The organism is Streptomyces sp. NRRL WC-3742, from assembly GCF_000720635.1.
In the GTDB taxonomy this organism is placed as follows: Bacteria; Actinomycetota; Actinomycetes; order Streptomycetales; family Streptomycetaceae; genus Kitasatospora.
The window spans coordinates 54158-72952 of the sequence record NZ_JOCF01000038.1; the positions used below are offsets into that span (position 1 = coordinate 54158).

19 protein-coding genes, 1 tRNA gene and 1 pseudogene are annotated in these 18795 nt (G+C 74.5%); 13 read left to right on the forward strand and 8 right to left on the reverse strand.

What is annotated here, in order from left to right; genetic code table 11:
- Positions 1-30: 30 nt before the first annotated feature.
- Positions 31-375 (reverse strand): metallopeptidase family protein, encoded by a 345-nt coding sequence (locus IH61_RS0121815; RefSeq protein ID WP_031072327.1) that lies wholly within the window; start codon positions 373-375, stop codon positions 31-33.
- A gap of 70 nt (positions 376-445) precedes the next feature.
- Between IH61_RS0121815 and crcB (IH61_RS0121820) the strand changes: the two genes are divergently transcribed.
- From crcB (IH61_RS0121820) to crcB (IH61_RS0121830), 3 genes are read left to right on the forward strand one after another with little or no spacing between them, the layout of a single operon-like run.
- Positions 446-925 (forward strand): fluoride efflux transporter CrcB, encoded by a 480-nt coding sequence (crcB, locus tag IH61_RS0121820; protein ID WP_051837650.1) that lies wholly within the window; start codon positions 446-448, stop codon positions 923-925.
- Positions 922-1296 (forward strand): DUF190 domain-containing protein, encoded by a 375-nt coding sequence (locus tag IH61_RS0121825; protein ID WP_031072329.1) that lies wholly within the window; start codon positions 922-924, stop codon positions 1294-1296. Before crcB (IH61_RS0121820) ends, IH61_RS0121825 begins: the two co-directional genes overlap by 4 nt.
- Positions 1293-1667 carry a fluoride efflux transporter CrcB gene (gene crcB, locus IH61_RS0121830; RefSeq protein ID WP_031072330.1) on the forward strand — a complete coding sequence of 125 codons (375 nt, stop codon included), beginning with the start codon at positions 1293-1295 and terminating at the stop codon, positions 1665-1667. Before IH61_RS0121825 ends, crcB (IH61_RS0121830) begins: the two co-directional genes overlap by 4 nt.
- Before the next feature lie 235 nt (positions 1668-1902).
- On the opposite strand, the gene IH61_RS49625 is transcribed toward crcB (IH61_RS0121830), so the two are convergent.
- The gene (locus tag IH61_RS49625; protein WP_158845166.1) at positions 1903-2394 is read right to left on the reverse strand and encodes a hypothetical protein; all 492 of its coding nucleotides are present in this window, start codon (positions 2392-2394) and stop codon (positions 1903-1905) included.
- 397 nt (positions 2395-2791) lie between these two features.
- Between IH61_RS49625 and IH61_RS0121840 the strand changes: the two genes are divergently transcribed.
- The 4 genes and pseudogenes from IH61_RS0121840 to IH61_RS50005 form a co-directional block, all read left to right on the forward strand.
- Positions 2792-5107, forward strand: a complete 2316-nt coding sequence (locus tag IH61_RS0121840) for a DEAD/DEAH box helicase (RefSeq protein ID WP_031072331.1) — start codon at positions 2792-2794, stop codon at positions 5105-5107.
- 209 nt (positions 5108-5316) lie between these two features.
- On the forward strand, positions 5317-6171 hold the full coding sequence (locus tag IH61_RS0121845) for a TIGR02452 family protein (protein WP_031072332.1): 855 nt from the start codon (positions 5317-5319) through the stop codon (positions 6169-6171).
- 124 nt (positions 6172-6295) lie between these two features.
- The gene (locus tag IH61_RS0121850) at positions 6296-7459 is read left to right on the forward strand and encodes a low temperature requirement protein A (RefSeq protein ID WP_051837651.1); all 1164 of its coding nucleotides are present in this window, start codon (positions 6296-6298) and stop codon (positions 7457-7459) included.
- 22 nt (positions 7460-7481) lie between these two features.
- Positions 7482-7775 (forward strand): annotated as a pseudogene (locus IH61_RS50005) (RICIN domain-containing protein); the annotation flags it as partial.
- A gap of 156 nt (positions 7776-7931) precedes the next feature.
- Here IH61_RS50005 and IH61_RS0121855 read toward each other — a convergent pair.
- The 3 genes from IH61_RS0121855 to IH61_RS0121865 all read right to left on the reverse strand — a co-directional run bounded on the left by IH61_RS0121855 (position 7932) and on the right by IH61_RS0121865 (position 10722).
- Positions 7932-8627, reverse strand: a complete 696-nt coding sequence (locus tag IH61_RS0121855; protein ID WP_031072336.1) for a tyrosine-protein phosphatase — start codon at positions 8625-8627, stop codon at positions 7932-7934.
- A gap of 78 nt (positions 8628-8705) precedes the next feature.
- A complete protein-coding gene (locus IH61_RS0121860; RefSeq protein ID WP_031072338.1) occupies positions 8706-9461 on the reverse strand; it encodes an SDR family oxidoreductase in 756 nt (251 codons plus the stop codon).
- Positions 9462-9471: 10 nt separating this feature from the next.
- Positions 9472-10722 carry a DNA glycosylase AlkZ-like family protein gene (locus tag IH61_RS0121865; RefSeq protein WP_078911295.1) on the reverse strand — a complete coding sequence of 417 codons (1251 nt, stop codon included), beginning with the start codon at positions 10720-10722 and terminating at the stop codon, positions 9472-9474.
- 108 nt (positions 10723-10830) lie between these two features.
- Between IH61_RS0121865 and IH61_RS0121870 the strand changes: the two genes are divergently transcribed.
- A complete protein-coding gene (locus IH61_RS0121870) occupies positions 10831-11514 on the forward strand; it encodes a DNA polymerase beta superfamily protein (protein WP_031072351.1) in 684 nt (227 codons plus the stop codon).
- A 98-nt stretch (positions 11515-11612) separates the two neighbouring features.
- Positions 11613-11685 (forward strand) — tRNA-Lys (locus tag IH61_RS0121875).
- A 55-nt stretch (positions 11686-11740) separates the two neighbouring features.
- Here IH61_RS0121875 and IH61_RS46115 read toward each other — a convergent pair.
- Entirely contained in the window at positions 11741-12031 is a 291-nt protein-coding gene (locus IH61_RS46115) for a chorismate mutase (protein ID WP_051837653.1), read from the reverse strand.
- 38 nt (positions 12032-12069) lie between these two features.
- Positions 12070-12228 carry a hypothetical protein gene (locus tag IH61_RS47090; RefSeq protein WP_158845169.1) on the reverse strand — a complete coding sequence of 53 codons (159 nt, stop codon included), beginning with the start codon at positions 12226-12228 and terminating at the stop codon, positions 12070-12072.
- A 170-nt stretch (positions 12229-12398) separates the two neighbouring features.
- Here IH61_RS47090 and IH61_RS0121890 point away from each other — a divergent pair, with 170 nt between their 5' ends.
- The 4 genes from IH61_RS0121890 (at position 12399) to IH61_RS49630 (ending at position 18537) form a co-directional block, all read left to right on the forward strand.
- Entirely contained in the window at positions 12399-13646 is a 1248-nt protein-coding gene (locus IH61_RS0121890) for a cytochrome P450 family protein (protein WP_031072357.1), read from the forward strand.
- 255 nt (positions 13647-13901) lie between these two features.
- Entirely contained in the window at positions 13902-15017 is a 1116-nt protein-coding gene (locus IH61_RS0121895) for an ABC transporter ATP-binding protein (RefSeq protein WP_063763242.1), read from the forward strand.
- Positions 15014-15874 (forward strand): ABC transporter permease, encoded by an 861-nt coding sequence (locus IH61_RS0121900; RefSeq protein WP_031072361.1) that lies wholly within the window; start codon positions 15014-15016, stop codon positions 15872-15874. The genes IH61_RS0121895 and IH61_RS0121900 overlap by 4 nt, the downstream gene beginning before the upstream one ends.
- 68 nt (positions 15875-15942) lie before the next feature.
- The gene (locus IH61_RS49630; RefSeq protein ID WP_031072363.1) at positions 15943-18537 is read left to right on the forward strand and encodes a helix-turn-helix transcriptional regulator; all 2595 of its coding nucleotides are present in this window, start codon (positions 15943-15945) and stop codon (positions 18535-18537) included.
- Between the two features lie 33 nt (positions 18538-18570).
- Here the strand turns inward: IH61_RS49630 and IH61_RS0121910 are convergent.
- A partial coding sequence (locus tag IH61_RS0121910) for a VOC family protein (RefSeq protein WP_324607611.1) occupies positions 18571-18795 on the reverse strand: 225 nt, incomplete at its 5' end.

Genomic DNA, 18795 nt, shown 5'->3' on the forward strand with positions numbered 1-18795 from the left:
CGGGTGGGGGTGGGGTGGCCGGGGAGAGGGTCAGGACCAGCCGAGTTCGTCGAGCTCGTGGTCGTCGAAGCCGAAGTGGTGGGCGACCTCGTGGATCACGGTGGTGCGGACCTCCTCGACCACCTGCTCGCGGGTGTCGCAGAAGCGCAGGGTGGGGCCGCGGTAGATCAGGATGCGGTCGGGCAGGACGCCCGCGTACCACTCGCCGCGCTCGGTGAGGGGGGTGCCCTCGTAGAGGCCGAGGAGTTCGGGGTCGCCCGGGTCCTCGGGTTCGTCCTCGACGAAGACCGCGACGTTGTCCATCATGGCCGCGAGCTGCGGGGGAATCTGGTCCAGCGCATCGCTGACCAGCGTCTCGAACTCTTCCCGGGTCATCTCCACCGGAACATTGTCGGGTCTGCGGTGACGGTGTGCCAGGCGGTCGGGGCCGGTGTTTGATGGGGCTGTGACGACCTCGGAGGACGTGGTGGACGACGCGGCGGGCCGGACGGCTCCGGTCCGGCCGGCGGTGCTGCGCGGGCAGGGGCCCGCGGTGGCGGTGATCGCCGTCGGCGGCGCGATCGGAGCCCTCGCGAGGTACGGGGCCGGGCTGCTGTGGGGGACGGCGCCCGAGGCGTTCCCGTGGACGACGCTGCTGGTCAACGTGGTCGGCTGCGCGGTGATCGGGGTGTTCCTGGTGGTGATCACCGAGGGGCGGCCCGCGCATCCGCTGCTGCGGCCGTTCTTCGGCACCGGGGTGCTGGGCGGGTTCACCACCTTCTCGACGTACGCGGTGGACATCCGCCGGCTGCTGGAGGCCGGGCGGCTCGGGCCGGGGCTCGCGTACCTGGGGCTGACGCTGCTGGGCGCGCTCGGAGCGGTGTGGGCGGCGGCGGTGCTGACCAGGCGTCTGCTGCGCCGGGTGCCTCGGGTCGGTGCGCGGTGAGCGGCGCGAGGCGGCTGAGCGGGCCGGCGCTGCGGCTGACGGTGCTGGTGGGCGAGAGCGACACCTGGCACCACCGGCCGCTCTACAACGAGATCGTGCACCGGGCGCGGGCGGCAGGGCTGGCCGGGGCGAGCGTGTTCCGGGGGATCGAGGGCTTCGGGGCCTCGTCGGTGGTGCACACCTCGCGGCTGCTGTCGCTGAGCGAGGACCTGCCGGTGGCGGTGGTGATCGTGGACGAGGAGGAGCGGGTGCGGGCGTTCCTGCCGCGGCTGGACGGGCTGGTGGCGGAGGGGCTGGTGACGCTGGAGCGGTGCGAGGTCGTCCGGTACGCGGGGCGCGGCGGCGACGGGGGCGCGGGGGCCGGGGAGTGAACTGGCTGCTGGTGGTGGCGGGTGCGGTGGTCGGCGCCCCGCTGAGGTACCTGACGGACCGGGCGGTGCAGTCCCGGCACGACTCGGTGTTCCCGTGGGGGACGTTCGCGGTGAACGTGGTCGGCTGCCTGGTGCTCGGCACGCTGACGGGGGCGGTGGCGGCCGGGGCGGCCTCCTCGCACGTCCAACTGCTGGTCGGGACGGGGTTCTGCGGGGCGCTGACGACGTACTCGACGTTCTCGTACGAGACGCTGCGGCTGGCCGAGTCGGGGGCCGGGCGGTACGCGGTGGCGAACGTGGCGGGGAGCGTGGTGGCCGGGCTGGCGGCGGTGTACGCGGGGGCGGAGCTGGCCTCGGCGCTCTGGGGCTGAGGACTTCGGGGGCTGCGAGCTCCGGGGTCTGAGAGTGGCGGGGGTTGTGAGTTCCGAGGGTTGTGAGTTCCGAGGGCTGTGAGTTCCGGGGCCTGAGGGCTCCGGGGCCGGCAGCCGTACGGGCCGCGCGGTGGCCGCTTGGCGGAACCTTCCTGCCGTACGTCCCGTGTCCCGCCGGGGTGGGCGCGCGTTGGGCACCGAAAGCGGCCGCGGCACGGGCGGCCCGGGCGGGGCGTCAGAGAGGGAACTCGGTGGCTTCGGTGCGTGTGGTGCGGGCGGTCCGGTCGGCGCGGTCGGTGCGGGCGGAGCGGACCCGGCGGTCCGGCCGGTCGGGACGGGTGCTGCGGGCGGCCGCGGTGCTGGCGGTGGCGGGGCTCGGGCTGACCGGGTGCATGTCGGTGGGCTCGGCCGCGGAGGAGAAGCACGGCGTGGCGCCGGTCGGGCAGGCCGGTCCGGCGGGCCGTCCCGGGGCGTCGGGCGGTGCCTCCGCCTCCCCCGGGGCGGGGCACCTGGGTGGTGCGGCGGGGCACGCGGAGCGCCAGGGGGGCTTGCAGGCCGAGAACGCGCCGGGGGCGGGCGTCCCCGGCGCACCGGGTGAGGGTGCGCCCGGCGCGGTGACCGGCGTGGTGCCGGTGCCGGGGGCGGGCGCCCCGGACGGCGCGCCGGGCGGTGGCGGTGCGGGCAGCGGCGCGAACACCAGTCCCGCGCCCCATCCCGGCGGCGGCACGACAACCGGTTCCGGCGGTTCCGGCGGTACGGGAGCCCCAGGAGGCTCCGGGAGTTCGCCCTCGGCGGGCCCGAGCGTCCACCCGACCGGTTCCCCCGAGCCGGAGCACACCCCGCCGCCCTCGACCACGCCCGGGACCCCGGAACCCACCGCCGGAAGCTCCGGTTCTTCGGCGCCGAGTCCGCGCGCAGGTGGGCATTAGGGAGCTGGCCAGGGCATTTGCCTCCGATCCGGAGGTTCGTCTATGGTGGTAGATCGTTCGTTTGATCCATTTGACTGGCGCCCTACATCCATCTGGCGCCCTTGGCGCGTTCCGGCGATCCGTGGCTGACCGCATAGAGGCGGTTGTGAAACAGAACCCCGGACTTTGGCGCGTGCCACTTCCGGAAGGTTTTACATGTCTCTCGTTGACGACGCCCGCTTCGCCATGCCCGCGAACGAGGCCGCCGCCGATGTCACCGACACCGCCGCCGACACCACCGAGACCCTGATCGAGGCCCCCGAGGCCGTCGAGACCACCGACTCCGCCGACGCCGTCGACGCCACCGAGACCGCCGAGGTCGAGGAGAGCGTCGAGGAGGACGCCGAGCCCACCCTCACCTTCGGCGACCTGGGCCTGCACGACGACGTCGTGCGCGCCCTCGCCAAGCGCGGCGTCACCACCCCGTTCCCGATCCAGGCCGCGACCATCCCGGACGCCCTGGCCGGCAAGGACGTGCTGGGCCGTGGCCGCACCGGCTCCGGCAAGACCCTCAGCTTCGGCCTGCCGCTGCTGACCCGCCTCGCCGACGGCGAGCGCACCAAGCCCAAGCACCCGCGCGGCCTGATCCTCGTCCCGACCCGCGAGCTGGCCATGCAGGTCGCCGACGCCCTGGAGCCCTTCGGCTCGGTGCTCGGCCTCAAGCTCAAGGTCGTCTGCGGCGGCACCTCGATGTCGAACCAGATCTACGCGCTGGAGCGCGGCGTCGACGTCCTCGTCGCCACCCCCGGCCGTCTGCGCGACCTGCTGAACCGCGGCTCCGCCAAGCTGGCCGACGTCAAGACCGTCGTCCTCGACGAGGCCGACCAGATGGCCGACATGGGCTTCCTGCCCGAGGTCACCGAGATCCTCGACCAGGTGCCGGCCGGCGGCCAGCGCCTGCTGTTCTCCGCCACCCTGGAGAACGAGATCGACACCCTGGTCAAGCGCTACCTCAAGAACCCGGTCACCCACGAGGTCGACCCGTCGGCCGGCGCCGTCACCACCATGACCCACCACATCCTCGTGGTGAAGCCCAAGGACAAGGCGCCGATCACCAACGCGATCGCCGCCCGCAAGGGCCGCACGATCATCTTCGTCCGCACCCAGATGGGCGCCGACCGCGTCGCCGAGCAGCTCATCGAGGCCGGTGTGAAGGCCGACGCGCTGCACGGCGGCATGACCCAGGGCGCCCGTACCCGCGTCCTCGGCGACTTCAAGGACGGCTACGTCAACGTCGTCGTCGCCACCGACGTCGCCGCCCGCGGCATCCACGTCGACGGCATCGACCTGGTCCTCAACGTGGACCCGGCCGGCGACCACAAGGACTACCTGCACCGCTCCGGCCGCACCGCCCGTGCCGGCCGCTCCGGCGCCGTCGTCACCCTGGTGCTGCCGCACCAGCGCCGCGGCGTCTTCCGCCTGATGGAGGACGCGGGCGTCGACGCCAGCCGCCACATCCTGGACCACGCCTTCGACGCCGAGGTCGCCAAGATCACCGGCGCCCGCTCGCTCACCGAGGTCCAGGCCGAGAGCGCCGCCAACATCGCCGGTGCCGCCGAGCGCGAGCTCGCCGACATGACCCGCCAGCTGGAGCGCGCGCAGCGCCGCACCACCGAGCTGCGCGACGAGGCCGACCGCCTGGCCGCCCGTGCGGCGCGCGAGCGGGCCGACCTGGGCATCGAGGACGAGGCCCCGGCCGTGTCGGAGGAGTCGTCCGAGGAGACCGCCGAGCAGGCTCCGGTCGTCGCCGCCGCGCCGCAGGCCGAGGAGCGCACCCCGGCGTACCGCGAGGCGGGCACCGAGCGTCCGGCCTTCGGCCGCGACCGTGACCGTGGCGACCGCGGCGACGACCGTCGTTCGGGTGGTTTCAACCGTGACCGCGGCGACGACCGTCGTTCGGGTGGTTTCAACCGTGACCGTGGTGACGACCGTCGTTCGGGTGGTTTCAACCGCGACAACCGTGACGACCGCGGTGGCTTCAACCGTGATCGTGGTGACGACCGCCGTACCGGTGGTTTCAACCGCGACCGTGGTGACGACCGTCGCACCGGTGGTTTCAACCGCGACAACCGTGACGACCGCGGTGGCTTCAACCGTGACCGTGGTGACGACCGCCGTACCGGTGGTTTCAACCGCGACCGTGGTGACGACCGTCGCACCGGCGGCTTCAACCGCGACAACCGTGACGACCGCGGCGCCCGCTCCTTCGGCGACCGTCCGGCCCGCTCGTTCGGCGACCGCCCGTCCTTCGGTGACCGCCCCTCCTTCGGCCGTGACCGCGACGAGCGCGGCGGCAGCAGCCGTCCGTTCTCGCGCCGCGACGACCACCGCTCCGGTGGCCGCCCGCAGGCGTCCGGCGGCTTCAACCGCGACCGTGACGACCGCGGTGGCTTCAACCGTGACCGTGGCGACGACCGCCGCGCCGGTGGTGGCTTCGGCCGCGAGGACCGCAAGCCGCGCTGGAAGAACTGATCACTGACCGGTCGCCCGGCGGTCACCGACCGCCGGGCGACCGGGTGACACGAAGGGCCCGCTCCGTTCGCCGGAGCGGGCCCTTCGTGTTCCCCCGATTCCCCCCTGTTTCCCCCCGAACACCGACCCCTGCTGCTCAGCGAGGCGTTGTTCTGGGAGTGAGAATAACCTGTGGCGGGCGGGAGCGGTAGTCCCGTAGCGTCGCGGGCATGAGCAGTCGACTGCATGAAGTGGCGCGAGTGAACGAGCAGATCGCCGAGCGGGGGAGCTACCGGGCCGACGGGGGCGAACTCGTGCAGGTGGGGGAGCAGTTGGCGGCGGCGCGGGCCGGCACGGTGTCGTACGCGCCCGCCGCTCTCGACGCGCTGCTGCGCGCGGGCGGGGAGCCGGGGCCGCTGGGCGCCGGGCGGGTCGAGGTGACGGCCGAGGGCAGCATCGAGGCGGCCCGGAGGCTGGTCGGGGCCGGGGTCGGTCCGGTCGGGGTGCTGAACTTCGCCTCCGCCCGTAACCCCGGCGGCGGGTACCTGCGCGGCGCCCGTGCCCAGGAGGAGGACCTGTGCCGCAGCGCGCTGCTGTACACCTGCCTGCTGGAGGCGCCCGACTACTACGAGGCCCACCGCGCCTCCGACGACCTGCGCTACAGCCACCGGGTGATCGTCTCGCCCGGCGTGCCGGTGGTGCGCGGCGGGCGCGGCGAGCTGCTCGCGCGGCCGTACCCCGTCACCTTCCTGACCTCGCCCGCCCCCAACGCCGGGCAACTGGAACGCCGTTCGGCCGGGGTGAACGTGCGCGGGGTGAACATGCGCGGGGCGAACGTGCGCGAGGTGCTCGCCGAGCGGGCGCTGCGGGTGCTGGCCGCCGCCGCCCGGCACGAGGTGCGCACGCTGGTGCTCGGGGCCTGGGGCTGCGGGGTGTTCCGCAACGACCCGGCGCAGGTCGCCGAGGCGTTCGAGGGCGCGCTGGACCGGTACGGGGCGGCCTTCGAGCGGGTGGTGTTCGCGGTCTGGGACCGCAACGCGGTCTCGGCCAACCGGGCCGCCTTCGAGGCCCGGTTCGGGGGCTGAGCCGCCCGGTTCGGCGGCCAGGAGCCCGGGTTCGGCGGCCGAGAAGCCCGGGGGCTCGGCGACCGACCGGCCCGTCCCCCGGAAACCCGGGCGGGGCGGGGGCCCGGTGCCGGATACTCGCGCCGTGACCGTGCCTCCCCGGACCGCCTCGTCCGCCGCCGTGCCCATAGCCTCCGCCGTCGAGCCCGCCCTGAAGGTGGCCCCGCTCGAACTCTTCCTGGACCTCGTCTTCGTCTTCACCGTCACCCAGCTCACCGGCAGCCTCGCCCACCACCTCACCCCCGGCGGGCTGGCCCAGGTGATGGTCATGCTGGCGCTGATCTGGTGGATGTACGACGCGTTCATCTGGCTGACCAACGCCATGCCGCCGAGCACCCACGGTCGGCGCGGGCTGCTGATGCTGGCGATGGGCGCCTTCCTGGTGATCTCGCTGTCCGTCCCGCACGCCTTCCAGGGCAGCGGCGCGGCCTTCGGCTGGGCGTACCTGGCGGTGGTCGTCCTGCACACCGGGATGTTCGGCGCGGCCGGGGTGGCGCCGGAGTCCGTACTGCGGATGGGCGCGGCCAACCTCGCCCTCGGGGGCCTGGTGGTGACCGGCGGGTACCTGACCGGGACGGTCCAACTCGTCTTCTGGACGGCGGCGTTCGCGATGCAGTACGTGACGCAGAGGGCCGCCCGGCTGCCCGCGTTCCGGCTGCGCTCCGACCACTTCGTGGAGCGGCACGGGCTGATCATGATCATCGCGTTCGGCGAGTCGGTGATCGCCATCGGCGTCGGCGCGGGGGCGCTCGGCCTCGGGCCCTCGCTGATCGCCGTCGCCCTGCTCAGCCTGAGCGTCTGCGTCGGGCTCTGGTGGGCGTACTTCGGGCACGACGACGACGCCCGCGCCGAGCACCACATGGCCTCGCTGTCCGACGCCGAGCGCAACCGGGCCGCCGTGCTCGTGTACTACCTCGGGCACTTCGGGCTGCTGCTCGGCGTGCTGCTGTTCGCCGCCGGGGTCAAGGCCGCGGTCGCCCACCCGGGGGCGGCGAGCACCCTGCCGCAGGCCGCCGCGCTCTCCGGGGGCGTCGCGCTGTACCTGGTCGTCAACGCGGCGATCCGCCGGTTCTTCGCCCTGCGGCCCAACCGGGCCCGGCTGCTCGGCGCGGCCCTGGTCCTCGCCGCCGTGCCGCTGGGCGCCTCCGTCTCCGCGACGGACCAGGTGGGCGCGGTGGCGGCGGTGCTGGCGGGGGTCTTCGGGTACGAGGCCCGTCGGTGGTCGGTGGGAGACTTCGAGCGTGACTGACTCCGCGAACGCCAACACCCCGGTGACCGACGGCAGCTACCTGATCCGCAACGTCGGCAGCGGTCTGCTGCTGGAGGTCGCGGACGGCTCCAAGCGCCTCGGCGCCCGCGTCCGCCAGGGCGCCGACGACGGCTCCGAGGCCCAGCTGTGGCACCTCACCGCCGTCCACCCGGGCGGCGCGCTCGTCCACCTGGAGAATGCGGGCAGCGGAAAGCGCCTCGACGTCACCGGAGCCGCCACCGAGGACGGCGTCCCGATCCAGCAGTGGTCCGCCAACGCCTTCGGCGCCCAGGAGTGGCTCCTCGAGGCCCACGTCGACGCCCCGGGCACCTACACCGTCACCAGCTTCGTCAGCGGCAAGGCCCTCACCGCCGCCGAACCCCCACCGACCCCGTCCACCAGTGGGAGGACCTCGACGCCCCCACCCAGTGGTGGCGCTTCGAACGCCAGGGCTAGGGGCTGGGCCAGGGCCTCAGACCGAGAGGTTGGCGTGGAGGGCGTCGAGCTCGGCCGGGGAGACGCCGTGGGCGGCCAGGTAGTTGGGCAGGTCTCCGTGGTGGGTCTGTATCCAGGTGAGGGCGGAGTCGAGGAGTTCGGCGCTGATGGGGCGGGAGATGCGCTCGGAGCCGGTCTCGTCGATGTAGGGGGTGGGGCCCTTGTCGAGGCCGAGGCCGATGTTGGAGAGCAGGAAGTCGGCGGTGATCTCGTCGGGCGAGGCGCCGAGGAGGGACTGCAGGACGGCGATGGTGAGGCCCGTGCGGTCCTTGCCGACGGCGCAGTGGACGACGGCCGGAGTGGCGCCCGGCTCGGCGAGGCGGCGGACGACGGCGGCGAGGGAGGGCCCGGCCGTCTCGGCCATGAAGGGGTAGAGGGACGCCTGGTCCTCGGGCCAGGGCCGGTCGAGGTCCTCGCGGTTGGCGGGCAGGGTCGGCACGCTGAGGGACTCGACGTCGAGCCCGTGGAGCTCGTCCGGCCAGACCTCCAGTTCGAAGGTGCTGCGCAGGTCGACGACGGTGCGCAGGCCGAGGTCCTTGAGGCGGCCGGCGCCCTCCTCGGTGAGGGTGTGGAGGGAGCCGGAGCGGTACAGCACGCCCGTGCGGAGGGCGCCGATGCCGCCCGCGTCACGGAAGTTGCGGACACCGGGGATCTCGATGAAGGCGTCGGTCATGGCCCCACCGTACGGGCGGGGCGGGGCCGGGGGAAGGAAACGCGGGGTTGTCCGGACCCTGGGGGCCCGCCGGTGGCGTCAGCGCCCGCCCGCGACGTCCAGGATCGCCCCGGTCGTGTACGAGGCCGCGGGGGAGAGCAGGAACAGGATCGTCTCGGCGACCTCCTCCGGCCGTCCGCCGCGACGCATCGGCAGGTCGGGGGCGATGCGGTCGACCCGCCCGGGCTCGCCGCCGAGCGCGTGGATGTCGGTGTGGATCAGCCCGGGGCGCACGGCGTTGACCCGGACGCCCTCGGCGGCGACCTCCAGGGCCAGGCCCCTGGTCATCGAGTCCACCGCGCCCTTGGCGGCGGCGTAGTCGACGTACTCGTTGGGGGAGCCGATCCGAGAGGCGGCGGAGGAGACGTTGACGATCGCGCCGCCGCTGCCGCCGTACCGGGTGGACATCCGGCGGACGGCCTGCGCCGAGCAGAGGAAGGCCGAGGTGATGTTGGAGGCCCAGATGCGGGTCAGCCGGTCCTCGTCGATCTCCTCCAGCCGGGACTGCTTCTCCAGCGTGCCCGCGTTGTTCACCAGCCCGGTGAGCGGCCCGAGTTCGGCGTCGACGGTGGCGAACAGCCGCTCGACCTCGGCGCCTCGGGTGACGTCGGCCCGGACGGCGAGGGCGGTGCCGCCCTCGGCGCGGACGGCGTCGACCACGGCGGCGGCCGAGGCGTCGTCCGAGCGGTAGTTGACGCAGACCCGGTGGCCGCGGCGGGCGGCGAGCAGGGCGGTGGCGGCGCCGATGCCCCGCCCGGCGCCGGTGATGATCAGGACGTCCTCGGAAGTCGTCATGTTCCGTACTCTATCGATCAGTTGGCGTCGCCGCGCGCAGGGCGGCGATCTTCGGCGCGCGACTCTTCGGGGAGTCCAGGCTGAAGCCGCGCGCGTCCCCGAGCTCCTCGCGGACGAACGCCTCGGTACGGGCGACGGCGGCGCGCAGCGCCTCGTCCGGCGGGACGAAGGACTGGAGCACGATCTCGGACCGCTCGACGTCGTACTCCCACAGGCCCACGATCCGGCCTCGGTCGAGGACGAGGTGGGTCTGCGGGTCGGCCTCGCCGCCCAAGGCGCGCCCGGCCCGTCCCGCGGGCAGGGGGCGGGCGGCGTCGGCCGGGTCGAGGAGCCGGGGCAGGTCGCGGTGGAGCAGGTGGATGCCGTCGATGCCGGCCAGCAGGGTGTAGTGGGGGTCGGCCGGGGGCTCGAACTCCAGGAACTCCTTGGTGAGTTCGGGGGTGATCAGTAGCTCGGAGCCCTCCGCGACGGGAGCGGCGCCCGCCTCGGCGGCGGCCCGGCGGGCGGTGGCAGCGCCGAAGCCGGAGAACCAGCGGAAGTGCCGCAGGGTGGCGGGGCCCGCCCAGGCGAAGTAGCGGCGGGCGAGGTCGGCGGCGTCCCCGCGGACGGGCTGGTCCCAGGAGACGTAGCCGTAACGCTGCTGGTCCAGACGGCCGTTGACGGGCACTCGGCGGATCCGGCCGCGCGACTGCATCAGCCCGAGGGCGAGCGGCAGGGTGGTCGACACCCCGCGTTTGCGGCCCGCCTCGCCGAGTGAGCGGACGGCGTCGCCGACGGCCTCCCGGATGGTGGTGGGGTCCACGGGTTCCGAGGGGTCGAGGACGCGTTCGATGGCCAGGCAGAGCTTCTCGACCTCGTCCCTGGCGACGCCCAAGTGGCGCTCGGCGGCCGCCACTTCGGACTCCGGCGCGGCCGCCCCGGCCGCCAGGCCGAGCGCGAAGTCGGCCGCCGGCAGCACATAGGTGCAGCCCCGGGCGGAGGGCAGTTCGTGCACCTGCAGCTCCGCCACCGCCGCGTCCACCTCCGCCCGGTGCAGCCCGGCCCGGGCGAACAGGCCCAGGTACGGCGCCGCGCCGCCCACCGAGCGGGCCCAGCCGGTGGCGGCCAGCACCTCGGCGGCGGAGGCGCCGGTGCGCGGGCGGTCCAGCCACTGCCGGTGGGACCACCAGGCGCGCAGCCGGGCCGTGTCGAGGCCGGGGTCGACGTCGGCGTCGAGGGAGGCGTCGAGGGCGGGCGGGGTGTCGGAGGGATCGTGCTGCATGGGGCCAGTATCGGCGTCGGAGGGCGCCCGGGGCCGGAATTCGCTCGCCCGGGCGCGGTCCACCAGGAAGGATGTCGTCAACTCCCGAGGCCGGAAGGAGCCCGCCCGATGCCCACCACCCCCGGTACCGTCCTGCTCTCGGGCATCGTCGGCTCCACCGCGTACGGCTTCGCGCACGCGGGCTCCGACCTCGACCGGCTGGGCCTGTTCGCCGTCCCCACCGAGGAGTTGCACGGCCTGCACCGCCCGGCGGAGTCCCAGGTCACCACCGAGCCGGACCTCACCCTGCACGAGGCCGCCAAGTGGTGCCGGCTGGCGCTGAGCTGCAATCCGACGGCCTCCGAACTCGTCTGGCTGCCCGACGAGTTGTACGAGACCCGGACCCCGCTCGGCGAGGAACTGATCGCCCTCCGCTCGACCTTCCTCAGCGCCCCGGCCGTCCGCAAGGCGTATCTCGGCTACGCCGACCAGCAGTTCCGCAAGCTCCTCACCCGCGACACCGCCGACCCGACGGCCCGCCGCCGGGCCGCCAAGCACGCCCGCCACCTCGTCCGGCTCACCGAACAGGCCGTACGGCTGCACGAGAGCGGCCTCAACCTGATCCGCCTGCCCGACCCGGAGCGCGTCCGCGAACTCGGCGAGCGCATCGCCGCCCGCCCCGCCACCGCCGAACCCCTGCTCGCCGAGGCCGCCGAGCGCCTCTCCCGCCCAGGCGTCCTGCCCGACGCCCCCGACCCGCACCCCGCCGAAGCCTGGCTCCGCCGCGTCCGCGCCGCCCACTACGCGCCCTGACCCCCGCCACGCCCGCTCAATCCACTGGCCAAGCCCCTCCCCCCACCGGGTAGGATCGCGGTGGTCCTTCCCACCGGCACGCCCGGCCGAAGGGCCGCGGGCCGCTAGCTCAATTGGCAGAGCTGCGGACTTTTAATCCGTAGGTTCAGGGTTCGAGCCCCTGGCGGCCCACTGCCCGGACCCGGGTCGGAGCGCTTCCGGCCCGGGTCCTTTTTCGTGCCCGCGGTCAGTCGTCCCGGCCGCCCGCGCTGCCCCGGCAGAGCCGGAGCACCGTGGCGGCGAGGTCCGTTCCGCCGTCGCCCAGCGCCTCGCGGTACCGGTTCCGGACGAATTCCTCGCGCCCGGGGTCGATCCGGTCGCCGCCCTCGCCCGTGCGCAGGCCCTGCACCTGGGCGGACAGCTCCCGTCGTCGGCGCAGCAGGTCGATCACCGTCGAGTCGACGGCGTCGATGCGGCCGCGCAGCCAGTCGATCTCGTCCCTGTTCCGGTTCGCTTCGGTGCCGCTGCCGGTGTTCATGGGTTGTCCCTTCGCGCCGATCGGATGGTGGGGTGCGCTCACGGCCGCCGTACGGTCGCCGTGCCCGGCCGCGCCGGCGGCAGGAAGCGGGTGACGGTGTCCGGGTGCTCCTGGAGGGCGGTGGCGGCCGCGACCAGACCGTACCGCCGGGCGGTGAACTCGCGTGCCGGCGCCGCGTCGTGGCGTCCCTCGCGCACCGGCCGGGAGTGGGCCCGGGGCGTGCGGGGCGGCGGGATGCGCTCTCGACGGGAGAGGGACGGCGGGCCATCCTCGATCGTGCGTGTGTGGTCCGAACGTCCCCGTCCCATGTGAAGGAGCCCTCGTGGAGCGTTCGTTGGAGAACCGTCCGGCCTCGCTGAACCGCCCCCTGGAGTGCCCGGTCAACCGCCCGACGCTCGTCCTCGACCCCACGGGGCGGGCCCGCGACGCCGAGAGCGCCGAGCTGATCGCGCGCGGGCCCGCCACCCCGGCCGACATCCTCGGGGTGCAGGTGTGGGCGGTGTCCGACCCCGACCTCCTGGAGGACCTGCTCAAGGACCCCCGGATCTCCAAGGACGGCCTGCACGACTGGCCCGACTTCGAGCCCGTGGTGGCCGGTTGGCCGCTCGCCCTGTGGGTGACGGCCCGCAACATGTTCACCGCCCAGGGCGACGAGCACCGCCGGCTGCGCCGCCTGGTCAGCGGGGCCTTCAGCTCCCGCCGCGTCGCCGCGCTCACCGAGCGCGTCGAGGAGCTGACGGCCACCCTGCTCGACCGCATCGCCGCCGCCGGCGAGGGCGGGGAACCGGTGGACCTGCGCGAACACCTCGCAGGCCCGCTGCCCATCCTCGTGATCGCCCAACTCCTCGGCCTGCCCGAGGAACTGCGCGACGGCTTCCGCCAGTACGTCGACGGCGTCTTCTCCACCGTCCTCACCCCGGAGGAGGCCGAGGCCAACGGGCTGGCCTTCTACGCGCTGATCGACGCGCTGATCGCCTCCAAGCGGGAACAGCCCGGGGACGACATGACCTCCCTGCTGATCGCCGCCCGCGACACCGAGGGCGACGGCAGCGCCCTCACCGAGGACGAACTGCGCGACACCGTGATGCTGGTCGTCTCCGCCGGTTACGAGACCACCATCAACCTGATCGGCAACACGATCTCCCTGCTGCTCGCCCACCCCGAGCAGCTCGACCTGGTGCGCGAGGGCAAGGCCGCCTGGGACGACGCGGTCGAGGAGTCGCTGCGTCTGGAGGCGCCGGTCGCCCACCTGCCGCTGCGCTACGCCCTCGAGGACGTCGAACTGCCCGGCGGGGTCACGGTCCGCCGGGGCGAGGCGATCCTCGCCTCCTACGCCGCCGCCGGACGCCACCCCGCCCGGCACGGGGACGGCGCCACCGCCTTCGACGTCACCCGGACGGTCAAGGACCACCTCGCCTTCGGGCACGGCCCGCACTTCTGCCTCGGCGCCCAACTCGCCCGCCTGGAGGCGCGGACGGCGCTGAGCGCGCTGTTCGAGCGCTTCCCGCGGCTGGTGCTCGTCCCGGGCGTGGAGCTCGAACCCGTGGACTCCCTGATCTCCAACGGGCCCCGCACCCTGCCCGTCCTCCTGGACGGCGCGGAGGCCACCGCGTAGGCACACGCGACGACGAGGGCGGGGCGGGAGGGGTTGACGGACACCTCCCGCCCCGCCGGCATGCGTACCCGGGGCCGAACGCGTACCGGAGCATTCGTGGAAATGCTCCACGAAATGCGTCAGTCGATACGTCATTCGATACGTCATTCGATACGTCATTCCATGCGTATTCCCGGGATTCGGGCGGATGGAATCTATCGCGCCCGGTCGGTGTGCTCAATACTCGGTCCGAAACCGAGAGAAGGAACAATTCGCATGGCTCTGGACGCACGGCAGCGGGCCGAATTCGTCGACGACCGGTCCACCACGACCACCACAGCCGGGGAGCACCCCGTCTCAGTCCGCGGTCTGCGGAAGAGCTACGGCGACCGGCACGCCGTCCAGGGCCTCGACCTGGACATCCACCGCGGGGAGGTGTTCGCCCTGCTCGGGCCCAACGGCGCGGGCAAGACCACCACCGTCGAGATCCTGGAGGGCGTGCGGCAGCGCACCGCCGGCGACGTCCGGGTGCTCGGCTGCGACCCCGGCCGCGACCGGCGCGACTGGCGGGCCCGGATCGGCGTGGTGCCGCAGACCACCGGCGCGTACGCGGACCTCACCGTGCGCGAGGTCGTCGAGCACTTCGCCGCCTTCTACCCCCGGCCGCTGCCCGTCGGCCAGGTCATCGACATGGTCGGCCTCGGCAAGCACGAGCGGAAGCAGAGCACCGAGCTCTCCGGCGGCCAGGCCCGCCGCCTCGACGTCGCCGTGGGCATCGTCGGCGACCCTGAGCTGATCTTCCTGGACGAGCCCACCACGGGCCTCGACCCGGTGGCCCGCCGCGAAGCCTGGGACCTCGTGCGCTGGTTCTCCCACCGCGGCCGCACCACCGTGCTGACCACCCACTACCTGGACGAGGCCGAGGCCCTCGCCCAGCGGGCGGCCGTCATCGTCGCCGGGCGGGTCGTCCGGTGCGGGCCCCTGGCCGAGTTCGGCGGACGCGACCGCACCCCGAGCACCGTCTCCTTCCGGCTCCCCGCCGGGTACGGCCCCGGCTCGCCGCCCCTGCCCGCGCTGCCCGCGCTGCCCGCCCTGCCGCCCGAGGCCGAGCCGGCGCCGGTCGGCGCGGACGGCGTGCTGCGGATCGCCACCCACGCGCCGACCGCCCTGCTCGCCGTCCTCGCCCCCTGGGCGCACGCCGCCGGGATCGGCGAGCTGTCCGAACTGCGGGTGCACCGGCCCACCTTGGAGGACGTCTACCTGGACCTGATCCGGGATCACGCCGACGGCACCGACCGTGGCACCGACCCCGGCGCCGACGGCACCGGCCGCAGCACCGACCGCGGTACCGACACCAGCCAGACCATCAGCCGGAAGGCGGCCGACCGATGACCACCACCCTCGAACCCCGAGCCCTCCCGACGGCCGCCGAGCTCCGCCGCCCCGCGTCCGCGCCCGGCGTGTGGCGCGCCTGCGCCGCCCGCTCCAAGGTCGAACTGCGGGCCTTCTTCCGCAACAAGCAGTCGCTCGTCTTCACCCTGATGTTCCCGGTGATCCTGCTGCTCGTCTTCGGCTCGATCTTCTCCGGCAAGGTCGCCGGCACCGACACCGACCTCAAGCAGGTCTTCATGGCCGGCATCGTCGCCGCGGGCGTCATGAGCACCGCCTTCTCCGGCCTGGCCATCAACATCGCCATCGAGCGGGACACCGGCACCGTGCGCCGGCTCGCCATGACGCCGATGCCCAAGTCGGCGTACTTCATCGGCAAGCTGGTGCGGGTCATCGTCACCACCGCACTCGAGGCGGTGCTGCTGATCGGCCTCGCCCTCGTCGCCTTCGGGCTGCCGCTGCCCGGCACCCCCGAGCGCTGGTCCACCCTCCTCTGGGACCTCGCGCTCGGCACCGTGGCCTGTGCGATGGCCGGCGCCGCGTACTCGGCGCTGATCCCCAACAGCCGGTCCGCGGCGGCGATCGTCACCCCGGTGTTCATGGTGCTGCAGTTCATCTCCGGGGTGTTCTTCCCGTTCGGCCAACTGCCCGCCTGGATGCAGACGGTGGCCGCGTTCTTCCCGGTCAAGTGGATGGCCCAGGGTTTCCGCTCGGTGTTCCTGCCGGACTCCTTCACCGCCGTCGAACCCGCCGGGAACTGGGAGCTGGGGCACATCGCGCTGGTGCTGGCCGCCTGGTCCCTCGCCGGACTGGCGCTGACCGCGCTCACGTTCCGCTGGCGCGGGCACCGGGTGCGCTGACACCCGTGGGAAGGGGTCCTGAGCAGGGGGTACGGTGGGCCGCGCGAGCCGACGAGGGGGTAACGGGGATGCCGACCGGAACGCTGCTGCACCGTGAGCGCGAACTCGCCGAACTGGCCCGCACGCTCGCCGGAACCCAGGCGGGGCGGCCCGCCGTGGTGCTCGTCCGCGGCCCGCGGGGGATCGGCAGGAGCGCCCTGCTGGCCGCCGCGCTGGCCCGCGTCGACGGCGGGGCCGTGGTGCTGCGGGCGCGCTGCCACACCGCCGAACGGGAATTCCCGTACGGGGTGGTGCGGCAGCTCTTCGACCCCTTTCCGGGAATGTGGCGCGGGGTCGAACGGAACGAATCCGGGGAATTCCCGGAACAGGTGCTCGACCACCTTTTCCGCGCCGCCCGATCCCTCACCTCCCGCACCCCCGTGGTGATCGCCGTCGACGACCTGCACCTGGCCGACGAGGAATCCCGCCAGTGGTTCTCCTACCTCGCCCGCCGCCTCGAGGGCCTGCCCGTCGCCCTCCTCGCCACCACCGCCGACGAGGCCGCCGACCCGCTCGCCGCCGAACTCGCCGGCCTCGGCCACGCCCGTACCGTCACCCCCGACCCGCTCTGCGACGGCTGCGTCGCCGAACTGCTCGCCGAGGAGTTCGACACGCCCGTCGACCAGGACCTGGCCGCCCTCTGCCACGACCTCACCCGGGGCAACCCGCTCGTCCTCGAAGAACTCGCCGCCCGGCTCCGCGCCGCCCGCGTCCCCGTCGGCGCGCCCGACCTCGCCGCCGTCCACCGGATCGGCGCCGCCACCGTCGCCGACACCAGCCTCACCTGGCTGCGCCACGCCCACCCCCGCGCCGCCGACCTCCTCACCGCCCTCGCCGTCCTCGGCCCCGGTGCCGACCTCGCCACCGCCGCGCTGCTCACCGGCCAGGGCGAACTCCACGCCGGCGAAGCCCACGAGGCGCTGCGCCGCACCGACCTCGTCGACCCCGGCCCGCCCGCCGCCTTCCGTCACGACACCATCCGCGCCGCCGTCCTCGCCCACACCGACCCGGCCACCCTCCTCGCCCTCCACGAACGGGCCGCCACTCTCCTCACCCGCCTCGGCGCCCCCGCCACCCGCACCGCCGAGCACCTCCTGTCCGCCGGCACCACCCACCCCGACCGGTCCGTCCCCGTCCTCCGCGCCGCCGCCCGCGAAGCCGCCACCGACGGGAACTGGGACGCCGCCGCCCGCTACCTCCACCGGGCCCTCGCCGACACCCTTCCTCCGGACCCCGCCCACCCCCTCACCGCGCACCTCGGCACCGTCGAACTCCACCGCGACATCCCCGCCGCCATCCGCTGCGCCACCACCCTCACCACCATCACCGACCCGGCGCTGCGAGCCCTGCTCCTGGCACCGCTCGCGTCCCCGGTACTCGCCCTCGGCGGCGCGTCGGCGGCCTTCGCGGAGGCGGCCACGGCCCTGGCGGCGCCGACGGCACCCGCCGCCCCGCCTGTTGCCCCGCCCGCCGCCCTGCCCGAGGCCAGTGCCGACGACCCGACAGACCCGGCCCACCCGTCGGCCGACCTCCTGACGGGCGGGCCCGCAGTCACCGCCTCCTTCGCCGACATCGCTGCCGCCTCCTTCGCCGCCTCCGCTGCCGCCGGCCCCGGCCCGGTCGACGTTCTGCCGGTGCTCGCCGCCCACGCCGTGCTGGCCGGGCGCCGCGCGCCCCTGCGGCCCGCGCTCGCCGCAGTACGTACGGGCGCAGTACGTACGGGCGCAGTGCGTACGGGCACGGGGCGGGCCGGAGCCCCGGCGTTGTTCGGGGCGCTGGCCGCCTCGGCCGCCGCCGCAGGTTCCTCCCGTACGGCCGGCCGGTTCGCGCAGCGTTGCCTGGACGCGGTCTCGCCCGCCGAGGCCGGGGCCGAGGTGCTCGGTGCGGCCCTGGCCCTCGCCTGGACGGGGGCACCGGGGGAGGCGATCGACTGGGTCGGACGGGCCGTTCGCTCGGCCGAGCGCTGGAACCGTCGCAGCGACCTCGCCCTCGCCCTGCTCATCCGCGCCGATCTCGCCCACCACCGGGCCCGCCCGCAGGACGCCCTGGCCGATGCCGAGCGGGCCGCCGAACTGGGTGCGGCCCTGAGCGCGCGGGAACTGACCTCGGCGGCGGGGACCTTGGCGCTCCGGTCGCGGCTGGCGTTGGGCCGTCCAGGAGGCCCGGCCATCGCCGAACTCCCGGCCGAGGCGCACCCGTTGCTGCGGGCGGTGGCGCTGGAGACGCGAGGGCTGCTCGCCGCCCACCACGGCGACCACCGGGAGGCGCTGCGCCTGTTCCGGTCCTGCGGCGCGCTGCTGGCTGCCTACGGCGTGACCAACCCCGCCTGCGTGCCCTGGCGTTCGCACGCGGCCCGGGCCAACCGCGCCCTCGGCGACCCTGCCGCCGCCCAGGCCCTGGAAGCCGCCCCGGCGCCCGCAGCCGGCCGTCCCCGGCGACAGGCCCGGCTCTCCCCGAGCGAACGCCGGGTCGTGGACCTGGTCCTTCAGGGGCTGAGCAACCTGGAGGTGGCCGAGCGGCTCTTCCTCAGCAAGCGCACGGTGGACACCCACCTCGGCCGGATCTACCGCCGGCTGGGCATCAAGGGCCGCCCCGAACTGGCGGAGGCCGTCAAGGGCTTGTGAGCGGCGGCGGCGCGCGGCCCGGGGCCGCCCGCCCTATCCGGCGGCCGGGACCGCCGTGATGCCGAACTCGGCGCCCCACGGGTCCCGCAGCACCGCGGGTTCCTCGCGTGCGGCCCGTAGAACCCGGGCGCCCAGGGCGACGGCCCGGCGGGCCACGGCCTCCGGGTCGGTCGCACCGAACCGGGGCAGCCACTGCGGTCGGCCCTGGTCGCTCTCCACCACCCGGACACCGCCCCAGCCCCCGCCCGACTCCCCGTC

Excerpts from the sequence above, each read along its gene's own strand:
- IH61_RS0121815 (WP_031072327.1), bottom strand. The coding sequence starts at position 375 with ATGACCCGGGAAGAGTTCGAGACGCTGGTCAGCGATGCGCTGGACCAG.
- IH61_RS0121840 (WP_031072331.1), top strand. The coding sequence starts at position 2,792 with ATGTCTCTCGTTGACGACGCCCGCTTCGCCATGCCCGCGAACGAGGCC.
- IH61_RS0121845 (WP_031072332.1), top strand. The coding sequence starts at position 5,317 with ATGAGCAGTCGACTGCATGAAGTGGCGCGAGTGAACGAGCAGATCGCC.
- IH61_RS0121855 (WP_031072336.1), bottom strand. The coding sequence starts at position 8,627 with ATGACCGACGCCTTCATCGAGATCCCCGGTGTCCGCAACTTCCGTGAC.
- IH61_RS0121860 (WP_031072338.1), bottom strand. The coding sequence starts at position 9,461 with ATGACGACTTCCGAGGACGTCCTGATCATCACCGGCGCCGGGCGGGGC.
- IH61_RS0121865 (WP_078911295.1), bottom strand. The coding sequence starts at position 10,722 with ATGCAGCACGATCCCTCCGACACCCCGCCCGCCCTCGACGCCTCCCTC.
- IH61_RS0121870 (WP_031072351.1), top strand. The coding sequence starts at position 10,831 with ATGCCCACCACCCCCGGTACCGTCCTGCTCTCGGGCATCGTCGGCTCC.
- IH61_RS46115 (WP_051837653.1), bottom strand. The coding sequence starts at position 12,031 with ATGAACACCGGCAGCGGCACCGAAGCGAACCGGAACAGGGACGAGATC.
- IH61_RS0121895 (WP_063763242.1), top strand. The coding sequence starts at position 13,902 with ATGGCTCTGGACGCACGGCAGCGGGCCGAATTCGTCGACGACCGGTCC.
- IH61_RS0121900 (WP_031072361.1), top strand. The coding sequence starts at position 15,014 with ATGACCACCACCCTCGAACCCCGAGCCCTCCCGACGGCCGCCGAGCTC.
- IH61_RS49630 (WP_031072363.1), top strand. The coding sequence starts at position 15,943 with ATGCCGACCGGAACGCTGCTGCACCGTGAGCGCGAACTCGCCGAACTG.